This window comes from Streptomyces sp. NPDC048650 (assembly GCF_043199095.1).
In the GTDB taxonomy this organism is placed as follows: Bacteria; Actinomycetota; Actinomycetes; order Streptomycetales; family Streptomycetaceae; genus Streptomyces.
The window spans coordinates 45685-64553 of sequence record NZ_JBICVM010000006.1; the positions used below are offsets into that span (position 1 = coordinate 45685).

Genomic DNA, 18869 nt, shown 5'->3' on the forward strand with positions numbered 1-18869 from the left:
GACCAGGTCGAGTTGTCGATGGCTGCTGCCGCCTGCCTCCGATGGGCAAAGATCGCTCTGGGTGATCGTGAAGCGGTGCACTTGGGCGTTGCGAGCTACTCGTGGGCGCACGGTGACAGCCAGCGACGCCCCACATCTGTCTCGCCTGAGACAACAAGCATTCCTGGAGCCCCCGAGTGAGCAAGCGCACCTTCCAGCCGAACAACCGTCGTCGCGCGAAGACCCACGGTTTCCGCCTGCGTATGCGGACCCGTGCCGGCCGCGCGATTCTCGCGACCCGCCGTGGCAAGGGTCGCGCCCGCCTGTCGGCCTGAGCAGCCTGATCTAGGTCCATGACGTGCTGCCTACCGAACATCGGCTGAGGCGGCGCGAGGACTTTGCGACCGCGGTACGCCGGGGACGCAGGGCCGGTCGCCCGCTCCTGGTCGTACATTTTCGTAGCGGTTCAACGGACCCGCACGCGTCGGGGGAACGTGTTCCCCCGACGCGTGCGGGTTTCGTCGTAAGCAAGGCCGTTGGCGTCGCCGTCGTCCGCAACAAGGTCAAGCGGAGACTTCGCCATCTCATGCGCGATCGGCTGGACCGGCTGCCCGCCGGTAGCCTGGTTGTCGTACGGGCCCTGCCCGGCGCGGGCGCAGCGGAACACGACCAGCTGGCCCGCGACCTGGACGCCGCGCTTCAGCGGCTGCTGGGAGGGGTGCCGAAAGGCTGCAATCCCACCGGGGAAAACCCCCGGAACCCCGGACGGGACCCGGGAGGGAGTGCACGGTGAAGTACCCACTGCTGCTTTTGATCAAGATCTATCAGTGGACCATCAGCCCCCTGTTGGGACCGGTCTGCAAGTACTACCCGTCGTGCTCGCACTATGGCTACACGGCCATCGACCGGCATGGCGCGGTGAAAGGGACTGCGCTGACTGCCTGGCGCATCCTGCGCTGCAATCCGTGGTCGCTCGGTGGGGTCGACCACGTCCCTCCCCGGAAGCGTCCGGTTTGGCATCAGCGGCTGAGGAGCCGCCTGGGCGGGCCCACCGTCCCTGAGCCTGTCGCCCAGCCCGAGACTCAGCCCAACGCCCAAGGAGCCTGATTCGTGGACACGATCCTCGGTCCCCTCTATATCGCTGTTTCCTGGATCATCGTCCAGTTCCACTCGTTCTACAGCCTGATCTTCGATCGGAACAGTGGCGCGGCGTGGGGTCTGTCCATCGTCTCGCTGGTGGTGCTGATCCGTATCTGCCTGATCCCGCTCTTCGTGAAGCAGATCAAGTCGACGCGGAACATGCAGGCGCTTCAGCCGAAGATGAAGGCGATCCAGGAGCGCTACAAGAGCGACAAGCAGCGCCAGTCCGAAGAGATGATGAAGCTCTACAAGGAGACGGGCACCAACCCGCTCTCGAGCTGTCTTCCGATCCTGGCCCAGTCGCCGTTCTTCATCTCGCTGTACCAGGTCCTCAACCACATCGCGCAGAACAAGACGGTCGGCGTCATCGACCAGTCGCTGCTGGAGAGCGCGCAGAAGGCGCACATCTTCGGTGCTCCGCTGGCGGCCAAGTTCATGGACAGCGCGGCGAAGATCCAGAGCCTCGAGGCTTCGGTCGTCAACGTCCGCGTGGTCACGATCATCATGATCGTCCTGATGTCGGCGTCGCAGTTCTACACGCAGCGCCAGCTGATGACCAAGAACGTCGACCTCACGGTGAAGACGCCGTTCATGCAGCAGCAGAAGATGCTGATGTACGTCTTCCCCATCATGTTCGCCGTCTTCGGCATCAACTTCCCCGTCGGTGTTCTCGTCTACTGGCTGACCACCAACGTGTGGACCATGGGCCAGCAGATGTTCGTCATCCGTCGGAACCCCACTCCCGGCAGCCGGGCCTACACCGAGCGCCAGGAGCGACTGCGCGCCAAGGGCAAGCTGGTCGAGGACCCGGCCGAGGTCGAGGCGAAGAAGGCTGCCGAGGAGGCGCGTCACAACCGCCAGCAGCCCAAGCGCCAGCCGAAGGCCAAGCGGCAGCATTCCACGACCGGTACCGCTGCCTCCGCCGGCGGCGGCACGCAGAACCGCACGCGGGCCGGCTCGGCGAACGGCGCATCGTCCGGCCAGGGTGACGAGAAGAAGCAGTCGCTGGAGAAGAAGGCCCCGCAGGACAGCACGGAAAAGGGCGGCGCGTCGGCGAAGGGCGCCACCGCCTCCGGGTCCCGCAACACCAAGTCCGGACAGCGCAAGGGCCAGCAGCGCCCCAAGCACCCGTCCAAGAAGTAAGAGGAGTCCTTTCGTGACGGACACGACCCCTGCTGCCAAGGGCACCGACACCCTGTCCCGCCTGGAGCAGGAAGGCGAGATCGCGGCCGACTACCTCGAGGGTCTGCTGGACATCGCCGACCTGGACGGCGACATCGACATGGACGTCGAGGCCGACCGCGCCGCAGTGTCGATCATCAGCGACTCGACCAGCCGCGATCTGCAGAAGCTGGTCGGCCGTGAGGGCGAGGTGCTGGAGGCGCTGCAGGAGCTGACCCGGCTGGCCGTGCACCGCGAGACCGGCGACCGTAGCCGTCTGATGCTGGACATCGCCGGCTTCCGCGCGCGCAAGCGTACGGAGCTTGCCGAGATCGGCGCCAAGGCGGCGGAGGAGGCCAAGGGCACCGGTCAGCCGGTGAAGCTGGACCCGATGACGCCGTTCGAGCGCAAGGTCGTGCACGACGCCGTGGCCGCGGCCGGGCTGCGCAGCGAGTCCGAGGGCGAGGAGCCGCAGCGCCGAGTGGTCGTTCTCCCGGCCTGATCCTTCAGCGCCTCAGGTTTTTGGCCCCGTCTGCTCGCAGACGGGGCCAATGTTGTCAGCGTTCTGTGTTATTCCGGGATGTATCCCCGGTTCCCGGCAGGAAAAGCAGTGCAGAGGAAGGGCGGTTCCCGTGACGGAGGCAGCAGCGGAGCTCCCTCCCGCGCCGAAGGCGGCGCAGGAGGTATTCGGTGAGCGCTTTCCGGAGGCTGTGCGGTACGGCGAGCTTCTCGCCGACGCGGGAGTGCGGCGGGGGCTGATCGGCCCGCGTGAGGTGCCGCGGCTGTGGGAGCGGCACCTGCTGAACTGCGCGGTGCTCTCCGAGGTGGTTCCCGAGGGCGTTTCGGTCTGCGATGTGGGTTCGGGGGCCGGTCTGCCCGGCATCCCGCTGGCGCTGGTGCGTCCCGACCTGAAGATCACGCTGCTGGAGCCTCTGCTGCGGCGTACGAACTTCCTGCAGGAGGTCGTCGAGCTGCTCGGTCTGGATCATGTGACGGTGGTGCGGGGCCGGGCCGAAGAGGTCATGGGCAATATGCCTCAGGTGCACGTGGTGACGGCGAGGGCAGTGGCGCCGCTCGACCGGCTGGCCGGCTGGGGCGTTCCTCTGCTCCGCCCCTACGGCGAGATGCTGGCTCTCAAGGGCGATGCCGCGGAGGAGGAGCTCAAGGGGGCTCGTGCGGCGCTGAGCAAGCTGGGTGTGGTGGAGACCTCGGTGGTGCATGTGGGTGAGGGCATCGTGGATCCGCCGTCGACGGTGGTGCGGGTTGAGGTCGGCGAGAGTCCTGGCGGTGTGCGCTTTGCCGCCAAGCGGGCGAAGGCTGCGCGGACGGGCCGAGCGACGAAGGGCGCTCGCCGGCGGCGGTGAGGTGAAGTGCCGGCTGATGCATGCCGCATGGGCCATGACAGTGCGTGGCCCAGCGGGCGGCATGTGGCGCGACCGCCCGTTGCGTGCGCATGGCGTGATGGCCGGAGATGTCCCATGAACACGAGCCCTGGCTTGCCGTAGTGAGGCAGTCAGGGCTCTCGTGGGTACTGGACGTAGAACTCGTTGGTGTCGTCAGCAGTGTCCTTGAGGTGCGCCTGGCCGTGGTTGCTGTTGAACCGGTAGGCGTGCGGCGTTCCGCTCCGGGTGTGGTCGCCCCTGGGGCTGTGTGCTTTTCGATCTTGAGGGGAGCGCTGGCGTGGGCGCCTTCGCATGGCGTTTCACTAGAACCTGCATGGTCCGAATGGTGAAGGATCGCAACATGCCAGCGGCTGAGCCATCACGCTCCCTGGCGTGGGTGCATCGTGTTTCACGTGAAACATCGTTCTCTGCTCCAAGGGATCATTGACCGTGGTCGCGCGGCCGCCGCGCCGCGCGACCGTAAGCCCACAAGGGTCACGGAAGTATCCACAGAAGTGGATTCGTCCACAGGAGAACGGACCTCACTGGTTCACGACACCGAAAGCATGGCAGGCTCTGACCATTGCGAGCCTGATGTCGAGGAGAGTGAATCCGTGCGGTCCGACGCCAATATCGCGGGACCGATGGCCGATCCGGTCCCCGGTCCCCGTAACGAGTCGTTCGGGGACGACGTTTCACGTGAAACGCCGCCCCCGATGGACGACACCCCGATCGGTCGTGCAGCTCAGCTGGCGGTGGAGGCTATCGGCCGCGCAGGCGACGCGCTGCCCCGGCCCGAGCAGACCCGGGTCATGGTCGTTGCCAACCAGAAGGGCGGGGTCGGCAAGACCACGACCACCGTGAACCTGGCCGCTTCGTTGGCTCTGCACGGGGCGCGAGTTCTGGTGGTCGACCTCGACCCCCAGGGCAATGCCTCGACGGCTCTGGGGATCGACCACCATGCCGAAGTGCCATCGATCTACGACGTGCTCGTGGACAGCAGGCCGCTCTCCGATGTGGTGCAGCCGGTGGTGGATGTGGAGGGTCTGTTCTGTGCGCCCGCCACGATCGACCTGGCCGGCGCGGAGATCGAGCTGGTCTCGCTGGTGGCTCGGGAGAGCCGGTTGGACCGAGCCATCAAGGCGTATGAGCAGCCGCTGGACTACATCCTCATCGACTGCCCGCCCTCGTTGGGCCTGCTGACCGTGAACGCGTTGGTTGCCGGGGCCGAGGTGCTCATCCCCATTCAGTGCGAGTACTACGCGCTGGAGGGGTTGGGGCAGCTGCTGCGGAACGTTGACCTGGTGCGAGGGCACCTCAACCCCAAGCTCCATGTCTCGACCATCCTGCTCACCATGTACGACGGTCGTACTCGGCTGGCCTCTCAGGTCGCGGACGAGGTGCGCAGCCATTTCGGCAACGAGGTGCTCCGGACGAGCATCCCCCGCTCGGTGCGTATCTCGGAGGCCCCCAGCTACGGGCAGACGGTGCTTACCTACGATCCGGGATCCAGTGGTTCACTCTCCTATCTCGAAGCGGCCAGAGAGATCGCCTTGCGTGGGGTTTCGCAGACCGGCGGTCAGGGCCTGGCCGTCAACTATGAAGGACAGCACAGCATGTCGGAGGGGACCCAGTGAGCGAACGACGTAGAGGGTTGGGCCGTGGGCTCGGTGCGTTGATCCCCGCGGCACCGCAGAGCACGGACAACGCCGGGCCTGCGGTGGGACGGGGGGCGACGTCACCGTCGGCCGTACCGGTATTGACACCCGACCGGGGCGTGGCGGCCGCCAAGGTCGCCGCACTGCCCGCGAACGGTGTTTCACGTGAAACAGAGGCATCGGCCGATCCGGAGACGATGCCTCAGGGCGTGTCAGAGGTCGCGGGCGCGTACTTCGCCGAGGTGCCGCTGGATGCGATCACACCGAACCCGCGTCAGCCGCGGGAGGTGTTCAACGAGGATGCTCTGGCCGAGCTGGTGGTCTCCATCCGAGAGGTCGGTCTGCTCCAGCCTGTGGTGGTCCGTCACACGGGGCCGGAGCGGTATGAGCTCATCATGGGTGAGCGTCGCTGGCGCGCGTGCCGTGAGGCAGGGCTGGAGAAGATCCCTGCCATCGTCCGGGCAACGGATGACGAGAAGCTGCTGCTCGATGCGCTTCTGGAGAATCTGCACCGGGCACAGCTCAACCCGCTGGAAGAGGCGGCCGCGTATGACCAGCTGTTGAAGGACTTCGCCTGCACGCATGACGAGCTGGCCGACCGGATCGGGCGGTCGCGTCCGCAGGTCACCAACACGCTGCGGCTGCTGAAGCTGGCGCCGTCCGTCCAGAGCAGGCTCGCGGCAGGTGTCCTCTCCGCAGGACACGCCCGTGCGCTGCTTGCCGTGGAGGACCACGACGAGCAGGAACACCTCGCGCACCGTGCCGTGCGGGAGGGGCTGTCGGTGCGCTCTCTCGAGGAGATCGTGAAGCTGCTGGGATCGGATCCCAAGAGCGCGAACAAGGCGAAGCAGCCGCGTGCGGGGGCCCGGGTGTCTCCGGCACTCACCGGTCTCGCCACCCGGCTGTCGGACCGTTTCGAGACCCGGGTGAAGGTCGACCTGGGGCAGAAGAAGGGGAAGATCGTCGTCGAGTTCGCCTCAATGGACGATCTGGAGCGGATTCTCGGCACTCTGGCCCCCGGCGAGGGCCCGGTGCTGGGCTCGTCGCTGGTGGACGAGGGCGACGACGAGAAATGAGCTGACGGCGTTGGCCCATTGGGCGGGCCGGGTTTCGGATTCCATACCGGAACACGGCCCGCCCTTTGCCGTCTGTCGGTACCCGCGCCCGTAAAGGGTGGATACGATGCAATCGGGTATGGCACGCATCCACGAGGAGAGGCCATGCGATCAGTGAGCCGCACCGGACTGTTGGCGGCGGGGTTCGGCCTCGCTGCCGTCGGAGGGTTCGTCGGCGGTCTGCTCAGGGAGCAGGCGGCGCTGACAGCGCTGCGCGGTGCGGCAGGCGAGGGAAGTGAGGACCTGGCTTCATGGGCCGTCGGCTCGTACCGCTCACGCTGGACAACCTTCCGGATCTCCCCAAGCGCTGCCGCTCCTGTGTCTTCTGGGAGCTCGACCCCGTCAGCGGTGAAGCCGCAGTAAAGGCAGGCCGTCCAGAGCTGGAGAAGGAAGCCTGGATCTCGGCGGTGCTGCTGGAGTGGGGATCCTGCGGGCGGGTGGTCTATGTCGACGACGTCCCTGTCGGGTTCGTGATGTACGCCCCGCCGGCCTATGTGCCACGGTCGACGGCCTTTCCCACCAGCCCGGTGTCGGCGGATGCTGTGCAGCTGCTGACGGCTTCTCTGATGCCCGGTTACCAGGGCCAGGGGCTGGGCCGGGTGATGGTGCAGACAGTTGCCAAGGACCTCATTCAGCGTGGCTTCAAGGCCATCGAGGCCTTTGGTGATGCCCGCTGGACCGAACCTGCCTGTGTGCTGCCCGCCGAGCACCTTCTCGCCGTGGGGTTCAAGACCGTACGCCCCCATGCGCGTTTTCCACGGCTGAGGCTAGAGCTGCGAGCCACTATTTCGTGGAAGGAAGATGTGGAGCTGGCGCTTGACCGTTTGCTGGGTGCCGTTCAGAAGGAACCCGCGTTGCGGCCCCTGTAGAGCTTGTCGGCGCGCTCCCGGTGCCGCGTGGATACGTGAAACGGGCCCGCCCCCTATGTAGGGGCGGGCCCGTTTCACGTGAAACAACGAGATGGGGCTCAGGCGAGGTAGTCCGCCAGCTCCCGCTCGATCCCGGCCTTCGGCTTGGCACCGACGATCGTCTTCACGACCTCGCCGCCCTGGTAGACGTTCATGGTCGGGATGGACATGACGCCGTACTTCGCGGTGGTCGCCGGGTTCTCGTCAGTGTTCAGCTTGGCGATGACGATCTCGTCGTGCTCGGAGGCAATGGCCTCCAAGGACGGGGCGACCTGGCGGCACGGGCCGCACCAGGTGGCCCAGAAGTCGACGAGAACGGGCTTGTCGCTCTTGAGGACGACCTCTTCGAAGTTGGCGTCCGTCACGGTCACCGTGGCACCGGCCATGGCAATCTCCTTACTGAGTGGGTGGCAAAAGCTTGGGGGATGGACAGGTTCAGGCGGAGACGGTCTTCTCCGGCTCGGCCGATTCGCTGTCCGACAGCGCAGCGAGGAACCGCTCGGCGTCGAGGGCGGCGGAGCAACCCGTGCCGGCCGCGGTGATCGCCTGGCGGTAGGTGTGGTCGACGACATCGCCGGCGGCGAAGACGCCGGTCAGGTTCGTACGGGTGCTGGGTGCCTCGACCGTGAGGTAGCCCTCGCCGTCCAGGTTCAGCTGGCCCTTGAACAGCTCGGTCCGCGGGTCATGGCCGATCGCGATGAACAGACCGGTCACCGGAAGCTCAGAGGTCTCACCGGTCTGGACGTTGCGCAGGGTCACGCCGGTCAGCTTGTTCTCACCGTGGACCTCGGCGATCTCGCTGTCCCAGACGAACTTGATCTTCGGGTCGGTGAAGGCACGATCCTGCATGGCCTTGCTTGCCCGCAGGGTGTCGCGTCGGTGGACGACCGTCACGGAGTTGGCGAAGCGGGAGAGGAACGTGGCCTCTTCCATCGCGGTGTCGCCACCACCGATGACGGCGATGTCCTGGCCCTTGAAGAAGAACCCGTCGCAGGTCGCGCACCAGGAGACGCCACGGCCGGACAGCTCGTCCTCACGGGGGAGCCCGAGCTTGCGGTGCTGGGAGCCGGTGGTGACGATGACGGTCCGCGCCCGGTGGACGGTGCCCGCCGTGTCGGTGACGGTCTTGATCTCCTCGGTGAGGTCGACCGCGACGATGTCGTCCGGGACGAGTTCGGCGCCGAAGCGCTCGGCCTGGGCGCGCATGTTGTCCATGAGGTCCGGCCCCATGATGCCGTCGCGGAAACCGGGGAAGTTCTCCACGTCGGTGGTGTTCATCAGCGCGCCTCCGGCGGTGACGGCACCTTCGAAGACCAGCGGCTTCAGGGACGCGCGGGCGGTGTAGAGCGCTGCGGTGTAGCCCGCGGGCCCGGAGCCGATGATGATCACGTTGCGGACGTCGCTCACGGGTGTCTTCCTTGTCTCTGCCGACTGCTTGCTGGGGTCTCGGAACTCTCACCCCACCCAACGGATCCTAAGGGGCGAGCATTCCCGCAGTGCCACAGCGCACGCTTCGCCTTTCAGTCTCGCTGGTACGAGCGGGTCAGCAGGACCTTGCCGGGAGCCGGCGGGGTCGCGGAGACGCACGAGGCGGAGACCACGTAGGCGGAGACGCGTGACGGGTCGGAGGGGTACGGCAGTACCACGAGGTAGGCGTCCTTGCCGTGGTAGGTGCTGTGGCTCGATGCCAGCGGAGCTTCCGGGCGGCCGATGCCATGGCGCACACATGAGGGGACGGTGTCGGCGTTACCGCGAAGCGGTGTCTCGGGTGAACTGCGGGTGCCGATCTCCGGGGACTTCTTCCCATGCTTCGCCTCGAGCAGACCGTGGACGTGCGCTTCAAGGGAAGCCGAGGTCAAGGCCGTGCTGCCGGGGCTCTGCTCGGCGGATGCGCTCGTACGGTCGTGATGAGTGGCCTGCGGGCCGTCGGTGGCGGCCTTCTGGAAGAGCAGACCACCCATGCTGACGACCGCCGCGGCCGCTGCCGTCCCCAACAGGATCCGGGGCCAGCGCCGCGACCGGGACGATCGGGCGGCTGATGTCCGCCTACCGGGCCCGGAGGCGCCCCGGGGATGGCCTGCAGGTCGATCCGGCGGCGTGTTGCGTGTGGGCGATTCCACATCGGTTTCACGTGAAACCGACGCGCGCACGGTGGACGTTTCACGTGAAACAAGAGTCCCCGTCGCGGGATTCGTGGCATCCAGCAGCGCCTCGGCGGCGAGGGCCGCATCGATGCGGCCGGCGACATCGGCGGGCATTCTGGCCGGTCCGGGGAGCGTGCCGAGCAGCCCCCGGATTTCCTCCAGGGACGCGTATACATCCGCGCACAGAGGGCAGCTGCCCATATGGAAGCGGAGCTCCATGGCGCGGGACGGGGACAGTAGCCCGTCCGTGAGCTCGGAGATCTCGGAGACCTCCGGGTGCTCCTCCGAGCCGGTCGTCGACGTCACGCTCGCCCACCTCCGCCCTTCACGGCGCCTGTGTCATTCGGTCCTGCCGTCGGTGGGACGGATGGCCCCTGCGCCCGGTTCCTTCCCCTGTGCATCGGCTGGTTATCCCCCGCGTCGGCGCGCAGATGGGTGACCAGAGGAAGGAGCCGAGCGCGGCCTCGGGCACAGCGGCTCTTTACCGTTCCGGTAGGGACGCCGAGGATCTCGGCGGCCTCGGCGACGGGGTAGGCCTGCATATCGACGAGGACGAGCGCGGCACATTGTTCCTCGGGGAGGGTGCGCAGTGCGGCGAGGAGCTGACGGTGCAGGTCCTGGCGCTCGGCGGGGGCGGCGGCGGATTCTTCTGGTTCGAGGAGCTGTTCCAGTCGTTCCGTCTCGGCTACGGGGGAGGTGCGCCGGGAGGCGGCCTTGCGGGCGCGGTCCAGACAGGCGTTCACCGTGATGCGGTGCAGCCAGGTGGTCACGGCGGACTGACCACGGAAGGTATGTGCCGCTCGATAGGCCGAGACCAAGGCGTCCTGCACGGCGTCGGCGGCCTCTTCACGATCCCCGAGGGTGCGCAGTGCCACGGCCCAGAGCCGGTCGCGGTGGCGTCGGACGATCTCTCCGAACGCATCGGGGTCGCCCTTCACGTGCAGGGCAAGGAGATCGGCGTCGGTTGGTGTCGAAGCCTCGTCGCTATCGGTGGACACGGGCCCCCCGGCCGTAGCTGCTGATCTCGGGTCCATTGAAGCCCGCCCGATCAGGAAAGTAAATGGCGATGAAATCGGGGCCCCGGCCGTTCCGTTCGGCCGGGGCCCCGCGATGTTTCTGAATGCCGCTGAGCGTGCTCGCGGTCTCAGCCGGTGAAGGAGACCTCTGTCACGCCCTGCTTGTAGCCCGCCTCGCTGTAGTTCTCCGTCGGGGCGTAGGGCATGGCAGTGATCCAGACAAGCACGTACCGGGACTTCGCCGGCTTCTTGAGCTTGACCTGCGCCGTCGTCTGCGACGTCTGTGCGGTGCCCAGCTTCTGCAGAGAACTCAGCGGCTCCGATGACGAGAGGGAGTTCGCCGCGTACAGCGTCACGGTGGTCTGCTTGCCGGCGTAGTGCAGGCCGATCGATGCGCTGCTTATGTGGTGCTCCGAGCCCAGGTCGTAGACGAGGCCGACGCCCTGCTTGAAGGCCGGATTCAGTTCGGGGCCTTCCTTGAAGGTCCGGGTGCGCCAGTAGGTGTCGGGATTCCCGTCGTGGGTGTCGTTGGCCTGGTCGGGGTGCTGCGGCTTGCCGTCCGGGTAGTACTCCCCGGCGTTAACGATCTTGATCGGCTTGCCGCTCTGCTTCTTGTCCTTGCCCACGGTCGTCTGCGAGTTGCCCGGGGCCTCCTGGTCGCCCTCGAGCTTGAGCAGGGTGTCCGCGAGCTGCCAGCTGCCCAGCCCCAGCGCTGCGATGAGCAGCGCGGAGACCGACCACTTCAACGCCTTGCCGGTGCGGCTCTGCAAGGGTGGCGGAGGTGTGGGGATCACCTGCGTCGCCCGGCCGGGCTGGCCGTTGTGGGCCGGCGGCTGGCGGTAGCTGCCCTGCTGGTAGCCGGTGCGCTGGTAGGGGGGCGGTGTGCTGAAGGCGGTCTCCGGCGGACGGATGCGCGGCATCGCCGCGACGGCCTTGGCGAGCTCCTCCGGAGTGGTGCAGGGCTGCTCCTGCCGGGAGGCCGTGGCGCCGTCGTTGACGAGGGCGCGCATGGCGAGTTCGGAGAGCCCGCGGTGGACTCCCGCACGCACCTGGTCGGGAGCGATCAGACCGACACCCTTGGGTAGGCCGGTGAGGCCGTAGGCGTCGTTCTCGTACGGCCAGCGCTGGGTCAGTGAGGCATACAGGAGCGCACCGATCGCCTCGGTGTCCGTGCGTTGAGGGTGATCACAGGTGATGCCACGCAGCGCGGCCATGACGGCCAGACCGCGGATGCGGTACTGCCCGGACTCCGTCCGCAGCACCGAGCCGGGGGTGATCCGCAAATGCGACAGGCCCTCGCGGTGCGCGGCGGCCATGGCCTGGGAGACCTGGCTGACGAGCTGGTAGGCATCGTGCGGTTCGAGCGGGCCGCTCGCGAGGACCGTGGTGAGTTCGGTGGCGTCCGGCAGCCATTCGTGGACGACATAGACCAGGTCGTTCTCCTCGACGGCGTCGAGGACCTGCACGAAACGGGGGTCGCCGAGGAGCGCGGAGGAGCGGGCGGCGGACAGCACCGGGCGGGCCCGCGGGTGGTCGGAGGGCAGGATGTGCACGCCGACGGCTCTGCGCAGCTTTTCGTCGACCGCTCGCCAGCTGCTGAATCCGTCCAGACGGGTGACGCACTCCTCAAGGCGGTAGCGTCTGGCGAGCTTGTGGCCACTGTGCAGTTCCGGTGGCTGGGAATCGGCTGCTGCTGCACCGACCTCGCCGGTGTGTGCAGTGTCCTCTGCCCCGCCGGATACCTTCTCGGCCTCCGCTCCGTCGTCCGTGGCCTGACCCGCCTTGGCGGTCAGCGGTTCCTCACCGCTCGTGTCGGCCACGTCGACGGCCGCCATGCTCCGTTCCGCCACCGTCGTTCCTGCCTCCCCATCCGTTGCAGGCTCAATGAGCCAAGACAATTGTGCCCACAGTCCGCCACTATGCACGACACACGGTGGCGGTCGATGGTTGTGCTCGGTCAGCGCCCCAGCTTGGTGCGGACCATCCCGACCAGGGCATTCAGCTCTTGGATCCGCATCTTGCGGGCGGCTACGTAGAAGACCGCCAGAAGTGCGGCGCCGCCGCCGATGAGGGCGGCGAGCGAGCCGAGGAACCCGCTGCCGAGTGCGTGCATGATGCCGTACACGACGGCCCCGGACACGATCGTGGCCGGGACGCTGGCGCCGGCCAGCCGTGCGTAGGTGCGCACGACGTGTGCGGTATCGAGGTCACCGCCCATGCGCTTGCCCAATCGGCGCCAGGCCACGCCCACGCCGATGATGTAGGCCAGGCCGTACGAGGCCGCCATGCCGATCACGGCCCAGCGCGCGGGAAGAACCAGGAAGCAGAGGGCGGACGCGACGGCGTTGACCGCGGCGACGATCACCGTGTTGTAGAAGGGGGTGCGGGTGTCCTCGTACGCGTAGAAGGCGCGCAGGACGACGTACTGCACCGAGAACGGGATCAGTCCGACGCCGAAGCCCATCAGCATGTAGCCCATCGGGATACCTGCGCCGGAAGAGCCGTAGACCAGTGTGCACAGCGGGATGCCGAGTGACAGGAAGCCGAACGAGATCGGCACGATCGCGACGGCGGAGGTCCGAAGGCCCTGGGACATGTCGTCGCGGACGGCCGCGGTGTCACCGTCGTGCGCCGAGCGGGCCAGGCGCGGCAGCAGGGCCGCCATCACGGAAACCGTGATGATCGCCTGCGGCATGTTCCAGATCAGCTGCGCGCTGGCGTAGGAGATGAAGCCGGTGCCGGGATGCCCCTGCTGGTCGGCGGTGTTGCCCGCCCAGGTGGAGAGCTGGGTGACGACGAGGACGCCCGCCTGGTTGGCGAGTACGAACAGGACCGTCCACTTGGCCAGCTTGGCGGCCTTGCCCAGGCCGTGACCACGCCAGTCGAAGCGCAGCCGGAGTGTGAAGTCGGCGTCGCGCAGATACGGGATCATCGCCAGCGCCTGGACCACGAGGCCGAGGAGAGTGCCGATGCCCAGCAGACGGATGCCGTCGGAGGGGATGGTCGTGACGCCGATGTGGGAGGTCTTTGCCGAGCCGTAGACCCAGATGAACAGGCCGAAGGTGGCGATCATGACGATGTTGTTGAGGACCGGGGTCCACATCATCGCGCCGAAGCGGCCGCGGGCGTTGAGGATCTGGCCCATCACGACGTGCAGGCCCATGAAGAAGATCGTGGGTACGCAGTAGCGGGTGAACGCGACGGCGACCTCGTTGGCTGCCGGATCACGGGAGATGTCGAAGGAGACGAGCTTCACCAGGAGTGGTGCGGCGACCACGGCCAGGACCGTCAGCGCTCCGAGAATCACGATGACGAGGGTGAGCAGGCGGTTGGCGTAGGCCTCGCCGCCGTCGTCGTCCTCCTTCATCGCGCGCACGAGCTGCGGGACGAAGACCGAGTTCAGACCACCGCCGATGGTCAGGATGAAGATCATCGTCGGTAGCTGGTAGGCCACCTGCCAGGAGTCACCGAGCACCGCGCCGCCGAGCGCGGCGACGATCAGCGCCGAGCGGACGAAGCCGGTGAGCCGAGACACCATCGTGCCGGCAGCCATCACAGCGCTGGACTTGAGCAGGCTGGAGGCGCGGCCGCCGGACGCCTTGGCTGTCGCGGCCGGGGCGGGCTCCGGCGTTGCTGCCGACTGGGGGGGTACGGCCTCCGCCCCGGGCACCGCCACTCCCCCGTCCGCGGCGGGCGCCACCGGTGCAGGTGCTGGACGTCGGCTCTCGTACGGCTGCTGGTCCCGGTACAGATGCGCGAAGGCGTCGGGCTCCGAGCGCTCTTCCGACGCCTGGGTGATCAGGTCGTCGACGCCCACGAACTGAGTGGTCGGGGCGTCGTCGCCGTACGGGACATCGCGCGCCGTGCCGTTCGGCTCGGGCGGTGTGGGCGTGGCCCGGAACTGCGGGCCGGGCGTGTGCTGCGCCGCGGGCGGCTGCTGGTGGAGCGGCTGCGTGGGTCGGCCGGGCAGCGGGGCATGGTCGGCGCGGTGGTACAGCGCCGCGGTGGGGGGATCCTGGTCCGCTGGGCTCTGCGGATGGTGCGGGTCGTTGCGGTAGCCGTCCTGGACATACGGGTCCTGGACGTAGGGGCCGGGAGCTGCGGGCACCTGGGGCGTCGCAGGGACCGGCCCAGCGGGGTCGCCATGGGCGTCCCTGCTGCGGTCACCGTCGTACGGCGCGTTCATCGCTGCCCCATCTCTCCGTTGCGGGCCGTCCGGCCCCGCCATATATCAACGGTCCACTTTCTCACCTGAGCCGGACGGGTCGGTGCTTTCCGAACCGGTGTCCGGCTTGGGGTCACTCGGCTGCTCGGGCTTGTCGCCGTCCGTGCCGCCGTCGTCGCCGTTCGTGCCTTCCCCGCCGTCCGGGCCGTCGCCGGCGCCGTCGGGGTCTTCCCCATCGTCCGGGTCGTCGCCGTCGGAGCCGTCCTCCGAGGACGCGGCGGCCATCCGCTTGCGCTGGAGATAGATCCGCACGCCCGCGAGGACCAGCAGCAGCACGCCGCCGGCGATGACGAGCATCACCGTCGCGGTGATCTCGGTGACGTTCACCTGGAACGTCATCGGCTCACCGTAGGGCTTGCCGTCCTCCGTGTAGAGCTGGGCGGTCACCCAGGCCCGACCATTGGCGTTCGCCGTGGTGTCGAACTTGAACGACTGGCTGTGCCCGCCGTCCACCTTGATCTGCTGCGACTTCCCCACGTCCAGGCGGTTGGGCTGGGACGAGGTCAGCCTCAGCGTCATGTGCTCGACGCCCTGGACGAGGTTGTTCTGCACCGTGACCGGAATCGTCGCGCTGCGTCCGGAGAGTGTCGCATCCGACTTCTGGATCAGGTGGACCTTCTTGGCCAGGCCGTTGAGGTAGCCGCGCACGGAGTGGCGGAACGAGCCGGCCCCCGTCGGGTTGCCCCGCCACTCGGTCGACATCTCCCGCATTATGGCGGTGCCGAACGGGGTTACGACGCGCTCCGGCTGGGCCAGGATCACCCGGTAGTCGTCCAGCGCGGCCTGGGTGCTCTGGACCTGGCGGAAGGCACTGGTGGGGAGCTCTTCCCTGTGCAGCGAGCGGGGGTAGGCGGCGCCGCTCGGGATCTGGCGGGTGGCGGCGGGGTCGGGCTTCGCCTTGGCCGCGTCGGTGAGGTTCAGCGGCTCCGTCCAGCCGCCCGAGTCCTGCAGTTCCCGCAGGGCGGTGGCCATCGCGTGGGCCTGCGAGGCGGACGGCATGCGCTGCGGTGCCACCACGATGCTGCGCTGGCGGCCCGGGGCCTGGAGATTGATCATCTGGGTCTGCGCCAGGAACGCCTGGACCGCCCGGGAGGCGTTGTCCGCCTTCGAAAGATCGCCTTCGAAGGTCCGGGAGAGCCGTGCGTCCGTGACGATGGCGTTGTTTCCGCCGCCGATGGGGCGCGCCGCCGTCGGGGTGTAGGGAAGGCCACCGGTGTCACGCAGGCTGTCGCTGCGGGTGATCACGTTGTGGGCGCCGGCCGAGGTGGCGACATCAACGATCGATGAGTCGATCGCTCCGTCGACGGGCCAGGCGAAGTCTGTGCGCGGTGTGACGCCCAGGACGGTGTCCACCGTGCCGGCTGCGAGCTCGGTGGCCGGGCCGAGGTGGCTGAGGGCGCTGGGCACGCTCTTGCCGCGGTGGGCGATCGAGGCGAGGTCGGGGTCGGCGAACGGCAGCGCGATGACCTCGTGCGTCTTCACCGCCTTTTCGAGGTCGTTCAGCCACTGCTTGGCGACGGCCTGGTTCTTGCCCACGGGCCCGTCCGGACCGCCGATCTTGTACGTCCTGGTCATGGCGTCGACGGTCGCCAGCAGGTCGGGATCGATGACGAAAGTCACCGGCAGGTTTTTGGCGAGCGCCACCATCTGCTGCAGCCGGCCGCCGGGCGCGAGCTCCGCGGCGAGGTCGTCGTTGCGGAAGACCGGGGTCTGAGCGGCGTCGGTCTCGGCGGTGAGATGGGTGGTGGAGATCAGCGGCCAGAGGTACGTGAGCTGTGTCTTCTTGCCTGCCGCTCCGTTCTGCCAGGGCAGGAAGGTGCGGTTGATGCCGAGTACCCGCTCGAAAGGCGCGGCCTGGGTACGTCCCGACAGTGAGACACCGAGCCGGTACACACCGCTGTCACCGAGGTGAAGGTCCTTGACCGGAACGCTGAGGGAGAAGGACCGGCTGCCGCCGGGCGCCAGGTTGTCGACCTTCTCCTTGTGGCCCTTTACCTCAGGCCCGTCGACGCCCGGTACGTAGCCGGTGGACGGAGAGGCGTTGTCGAGGGAGCTGCGGCCGCTGAGAGATGAGCCACGGTGCATGCCGACATGGGCATGGGTGATCGTGCTGCTGCCCTCGTTGGTCAGCGTTCCGGAGACGGTGACCGAGTCCGACTTCGTGGGGGCGGCCGGTGTCATCGACTCGATGGAGACCTCCACCGTGCCGGAGCCTGTCGCGGCGGCCTGTGCGGCGGGCGCGTGTGGGACCAGCAGCAGCCCTGCGAGCAGGGGTGTTCCGGTGAACAGTGCCACGGTTCTGCGCAGCCATCGGCCGCGCGGCCGTTCAGTCCCCTGGAACCCTGCCGCCTCGGCCACGCGCTCGCCCGTCCCTCGTCGTCGTCAGTGGTCGTCGGAATGTGCGTCCACGAATGGTAACGAGGCCTGCTGCGTCGTAGTGCCGGGGACTGCTCCGCAAGATCGCCGAGGCCTCGACGAGCGCCGCGCCCCTTGTTAACGTGGCGCTTCCTCCGGCGCGGACACGTACTCTTTTCTGTTGTGCCGAACGCCAACAATGACCTCCCCGCCGTGCCGACCGAGCGGACGCCGCAGTCGACGAACGCGCTGAACCACGTCCAGCGCCGCGCCGTGAGCGAACTGCTGCGGGTGTCGCCCGTGGCGGACGACCTGGCCCGCCGATTTCAGGAGGCCGGGTTCACGCTTGCCCTGGTCGGCGGCTCGGTCCGGGATGCGCTGCTCGGCCGGCTCGGCAATGACCTGGACTTCACCACCGACGCCCGCCCCGAGGACGTCCTGAAGATCGTCCGGCCGTGGGCGGATGCCGTCTGGGAGGTCGGCATCGCCTTCGGCACCGTGGGCTGCAAGAAGAGCTCGTTCGACATCGAGGTCACGACCTACCGTTCCGAGGCCTACGACCGGACCTCGCGCAAGCCCGAGGTGTCCTACGGCGACTCCATCGAGGAGGACCTGATCCGTCGGGACTTCACGGTGAACGCCATGGCGGTGCTGCTGCCGGAGAAGGAGTTCGTCGACCCGCACGGCGGGCTGGAGGACCTGGCGGGGCGTGTGCTGCGGACCCCGGGGACACCGGAGGAGTCGTTCTCCGATGACCCGCTCCGGATGATGCGGGCGGCCCGCTTCGCGGCGCAGCTGGACTTCGAGGTCGCTCCCGAGGTCGTGGCCGCGATGAAGGCGATGTCCGAGCGGATCGAGATCGTCTCCGCGGAGCGCGTACGGGACGAGCTGAACAAGCTGATCCTCGGGGCGTACCCACGCAAGGGCCTGCGCCTGCTCGTCGATTCAGGTCTGGCGGAGCGGGTGCTGCCGGAGCTCCCGGCGCTGCAGCTGGAAAGTGACGAGCATCACCGTCACAAGGACGTCTACGAGCACTCGCTGACCGTTCTGGAGCAGGCCATCGACCTCGAGAAGGACGGGCCGGACCTGGTGCTGCGGCTGGCGGCCTTGCTCCACGACATCGGCAAGCCCCGGACGCGGCGGTTCGAGTCCGACGGGCGGGTCTCCTTCCACCATCACGAGGTGGTGGGGGCGAAGATGACCAAGAAGCGGATGACCGCGCTGAAGTACTCCAACGACATGGTCAAGGACGTCTCACGCCTGGTGGAGCTGCACCTGCGCTTCCACGGGTATGGGGCGGGCGAGTGGACGGATTCGGCGGTCCGTCGCTACGTACGGGATGCCGGGCCGCAGCTGGAGCGGCTGCACAAGCTGACGCGCTCGGACTGCACCACTCGCAACAAGCGCAAGGCCAATGCTCTCTCGCGCGCATACGACGGTCTTGAGGAGCGCGTCGCGCGGCTCCAGGAGCAGGAAGAGCTGGATGCGATCCGTCCGGACCTGGACGGTAACGACATCATGCAGATTCTGGAGATCGGTCCGGGCCCTGAGGTCGGCAAGGCCTACCAGCAGATGCTGGAATTGCGACTGGAGCATGGCCCCATGGACCGTGAGGCGGCGATCGCCGCTCTCAAGGAGTGGTGGGCCGCGCAGGGCTGATGTTTCACGTGAAACGCGCAGCCGATGCCCCATGTTTCACGTGAAACATGGGGCGGTGTTTCACGTGAAACACCGCCCAGGGCTCACCGCGCGAGGGCCGCGGCGAGGAGCAGGGCTCGCCCCGTCT

The 18869-nt window shown here is 67.8% G+C and carries 16 protein-coding genes and 1 pseudogene; 10 read left to right on the forward strand and 7 right to left on the reverse strand.

Translation table 11 applies throughout. The features are described from left to right. Positions 1-176: 176 nt before the first annotated feature. The 9 genes and pseudogenes from rpmH (at position 177) to ACGFML_RS18135 (ending at position 7304) form a co-directional block, all read left to right on the forward strand. Positions 177-314 carry a 50S ribosomal protein L34 gene (gene rpmH, locus ACGFML_RS18095; protein WP_030354375.1) on the forward strand — a complete coding sequence of 46 codons (138 nt, stop codon included), beginning with the start codon at positions 177-179 and terminating at the stop codon, positions 312-314. Between the two features lie 23 nt (positions 315-337). After that, positions 338-697: pseudogene (rnpA, locus tag ACGFML_RS18100) on the forward strand (ribonuclease P protein component); the annotation flags it as partial. Between the two features lie 71 nt (positions 698-768). Then, on the forward strand, positions 769-1086 hold the full coding sequence (gene yidD / locus ACGFML_RS18105; RefSeq protein WP_006604423.1) for a membrane protein insertion efficiency factor YidD: 318 nt from the start codon (positions 769-771) through the stop codon (positions 1084-1086). Positions 1087-1089: 3 nt separating this feature from the next. Continuing rightward, positions 1090-2262: a membrane protein insertase YidC gene (gene yidC, locus ACGFML_RS18110; protein ID WP_393544776.1), complete on the forward strand. Its 1173-nt coding sequence runs from the start codon at positions 1090-1092 to the stop codon at positions 2260-2262. Positions 2263-2275: 13 nt separating this feature from the next. Continuing rightward, positions 2276-2782, forward strand: coding sequence for a protein jag (locus tag ACGFML_RS18115; RefSeq protein WP_393544778.1), 507 nt, complete (start codon positions 2276-2278; stop codon positions 2780-2782). 130 nt (positions 2783-2912) lie between these two features. Further along, positions 2913-3644 (forward strand): 16S rRNA (guanine(527)-N(7))-methyltransferase RsmG, encoded by a 732-nt coding sequence (gene rsmG, locus ACGFML_RS18120; protein WP_393544780.1) that lies wholly within the window; start codon positions 2913-2915, stop codon positions 3642-3644. Positions 3645-4228: 584 nt separating this feature from the next. After that, positions 4229-5299 (forward strand): ParA family protein, encoded by a 1071-nt coding sequence (locus tag ACGFML_RS18125; RefSeq protein ID WP_393544782.1) that lies wholly within the window; start codon positions 4229-4231, stop codon positions 5297-5299. Continuing rightward, entirely contained in the window at positions 5296-6396 is a 1101-nt protein-coding gene (locus tag ACGFML_RS18130; protein ID WP_393544784.1) for a ParB/RepB/Spo0J family partition protein, read from the forward strand. The genes ACGFML_RS18125 and ACGFML_RS18130 overlap by 4 nt, the downstream gene beginning before the upstream one ends. A gap of 290 nt (positions 6397-6686) precedes the next feature. Next, positions 6687-7304: a GNAT family N-acetyltransferase gene (locus ACGFML_RS18135; protein WP_393544786.1), complete on the forward strand. Its 618-nt coding sequence runs from the start codon at positions 6687-6689 to the stop codon at positions 7302-7304. 98 nt (positions 7305-7402) lie between these two features. Here ACGFML_RS18135 and trxA read toward each other — a convergent pair whose 3' ends face one another. The 7 genes from trxA to ACGFML_RS18170 form a co-directional block, all read right to left on the reverse strand. Then, positions 7403-7729 (reverse strand): thioredoxin, encoded by a 327-nt coding sequence (gene trxA / locus ACGFML_RS18140; RefSeq protein WP_393544788.1) that lies wholly within the window; start codon positions 7727-7729, stop codon positions 7403-7405. Positions 7730-7778: 49 nt separating this feature from the next. Continuing rightward, positions 7779-8750, reverse strand: a complete 972-nt coding sequence (gene trxB / locus ACGFML_RS18145; protein WP_393544789.1) for a thioredoxin-disulfide reductase — start codon at positions 8748-8750, stop codon at positions 7779-7781. Between the two features lie 113 nt (positions 8751-8863). Then, the gene (locus ACGFML_RS18150) at positions 8864-9793 is read right to left on the reverse strand and encodes an anti-sigma factor family protein (protein WP_393544791.1); all 930 of its coding nucleotides are present in this window, start codon (positions 9791-9793) and stop codon (positions 8864-8866) included. Further along, positions 9790-10485 carry an RNA polymerase sigma factor SigM gene (sigM, locus tag ACGFML_RS18155; RefSeq protein ID WP_393544793.1) on the reverse strand — a complete coding sequence of 232 codons (696 nt, stop codon included), beginning with the start codon at positions 10483-10485 and terminating at the stop codon, positions 9790-9792. The genes ACGFML_RS18150 and sigM overlap by 4 nt, the downstream gene beginning before the upstream one ends. Before the next feature lie 146 nt (positions 10486-10631). Further along, positions 10632-12353: a protein kinase family protein gene (locus ACGFML_RS18160; protein WP_393544795.1), complete on the reverse strand. Its 1722-nt coding sequence runs from the start codon at positions 12351-12353 to the stop codon at positions 10632-10634. A gap of 107 nt (positions 12354-12460) precedes the next feature. Then, positions 12461-14689 carry a murein biosynthesis integral membrane protein MurJ gene (murJ, locus tag ACGFML_RS18165; protein WP_393544796.1) on the reverse strand — a complete coding sequence of 743 codons (2229 nt, stop codon included), beginning with the start codon at positions 14687-14689 and terminating at the stop codon, positions 12461-12463. Positions 14690-14734: 45 nt separating this feature from the next. Further along, positions 14735-17023, reverse strand: coding sequence for a DUF6049 family protein (locus ACGFML_RS18170; protein WP_393544798.1), 2289 nt, complete (start codon positions 17021-17023; stop codon positions 14735-14737). 243 nt (positions 17024-17266) lie between these two features. Between ACGFML_RS18170 and ACGFML_RS18175 the strand changes: the two genes are divergently transcribed. Continuing rightward, a complete protein-coding gene (locus ACGFML_RS18175) occupies positions 17267-18742 on the forward strand; it encodes a CCA tRNA nucleotidyltransferase (RefSeq protein ID WP_393544799.1) in 1476 nt (491 codons plus the stop codon). Positions 18743-18869 lie beyond the last annotated feature (127 nt).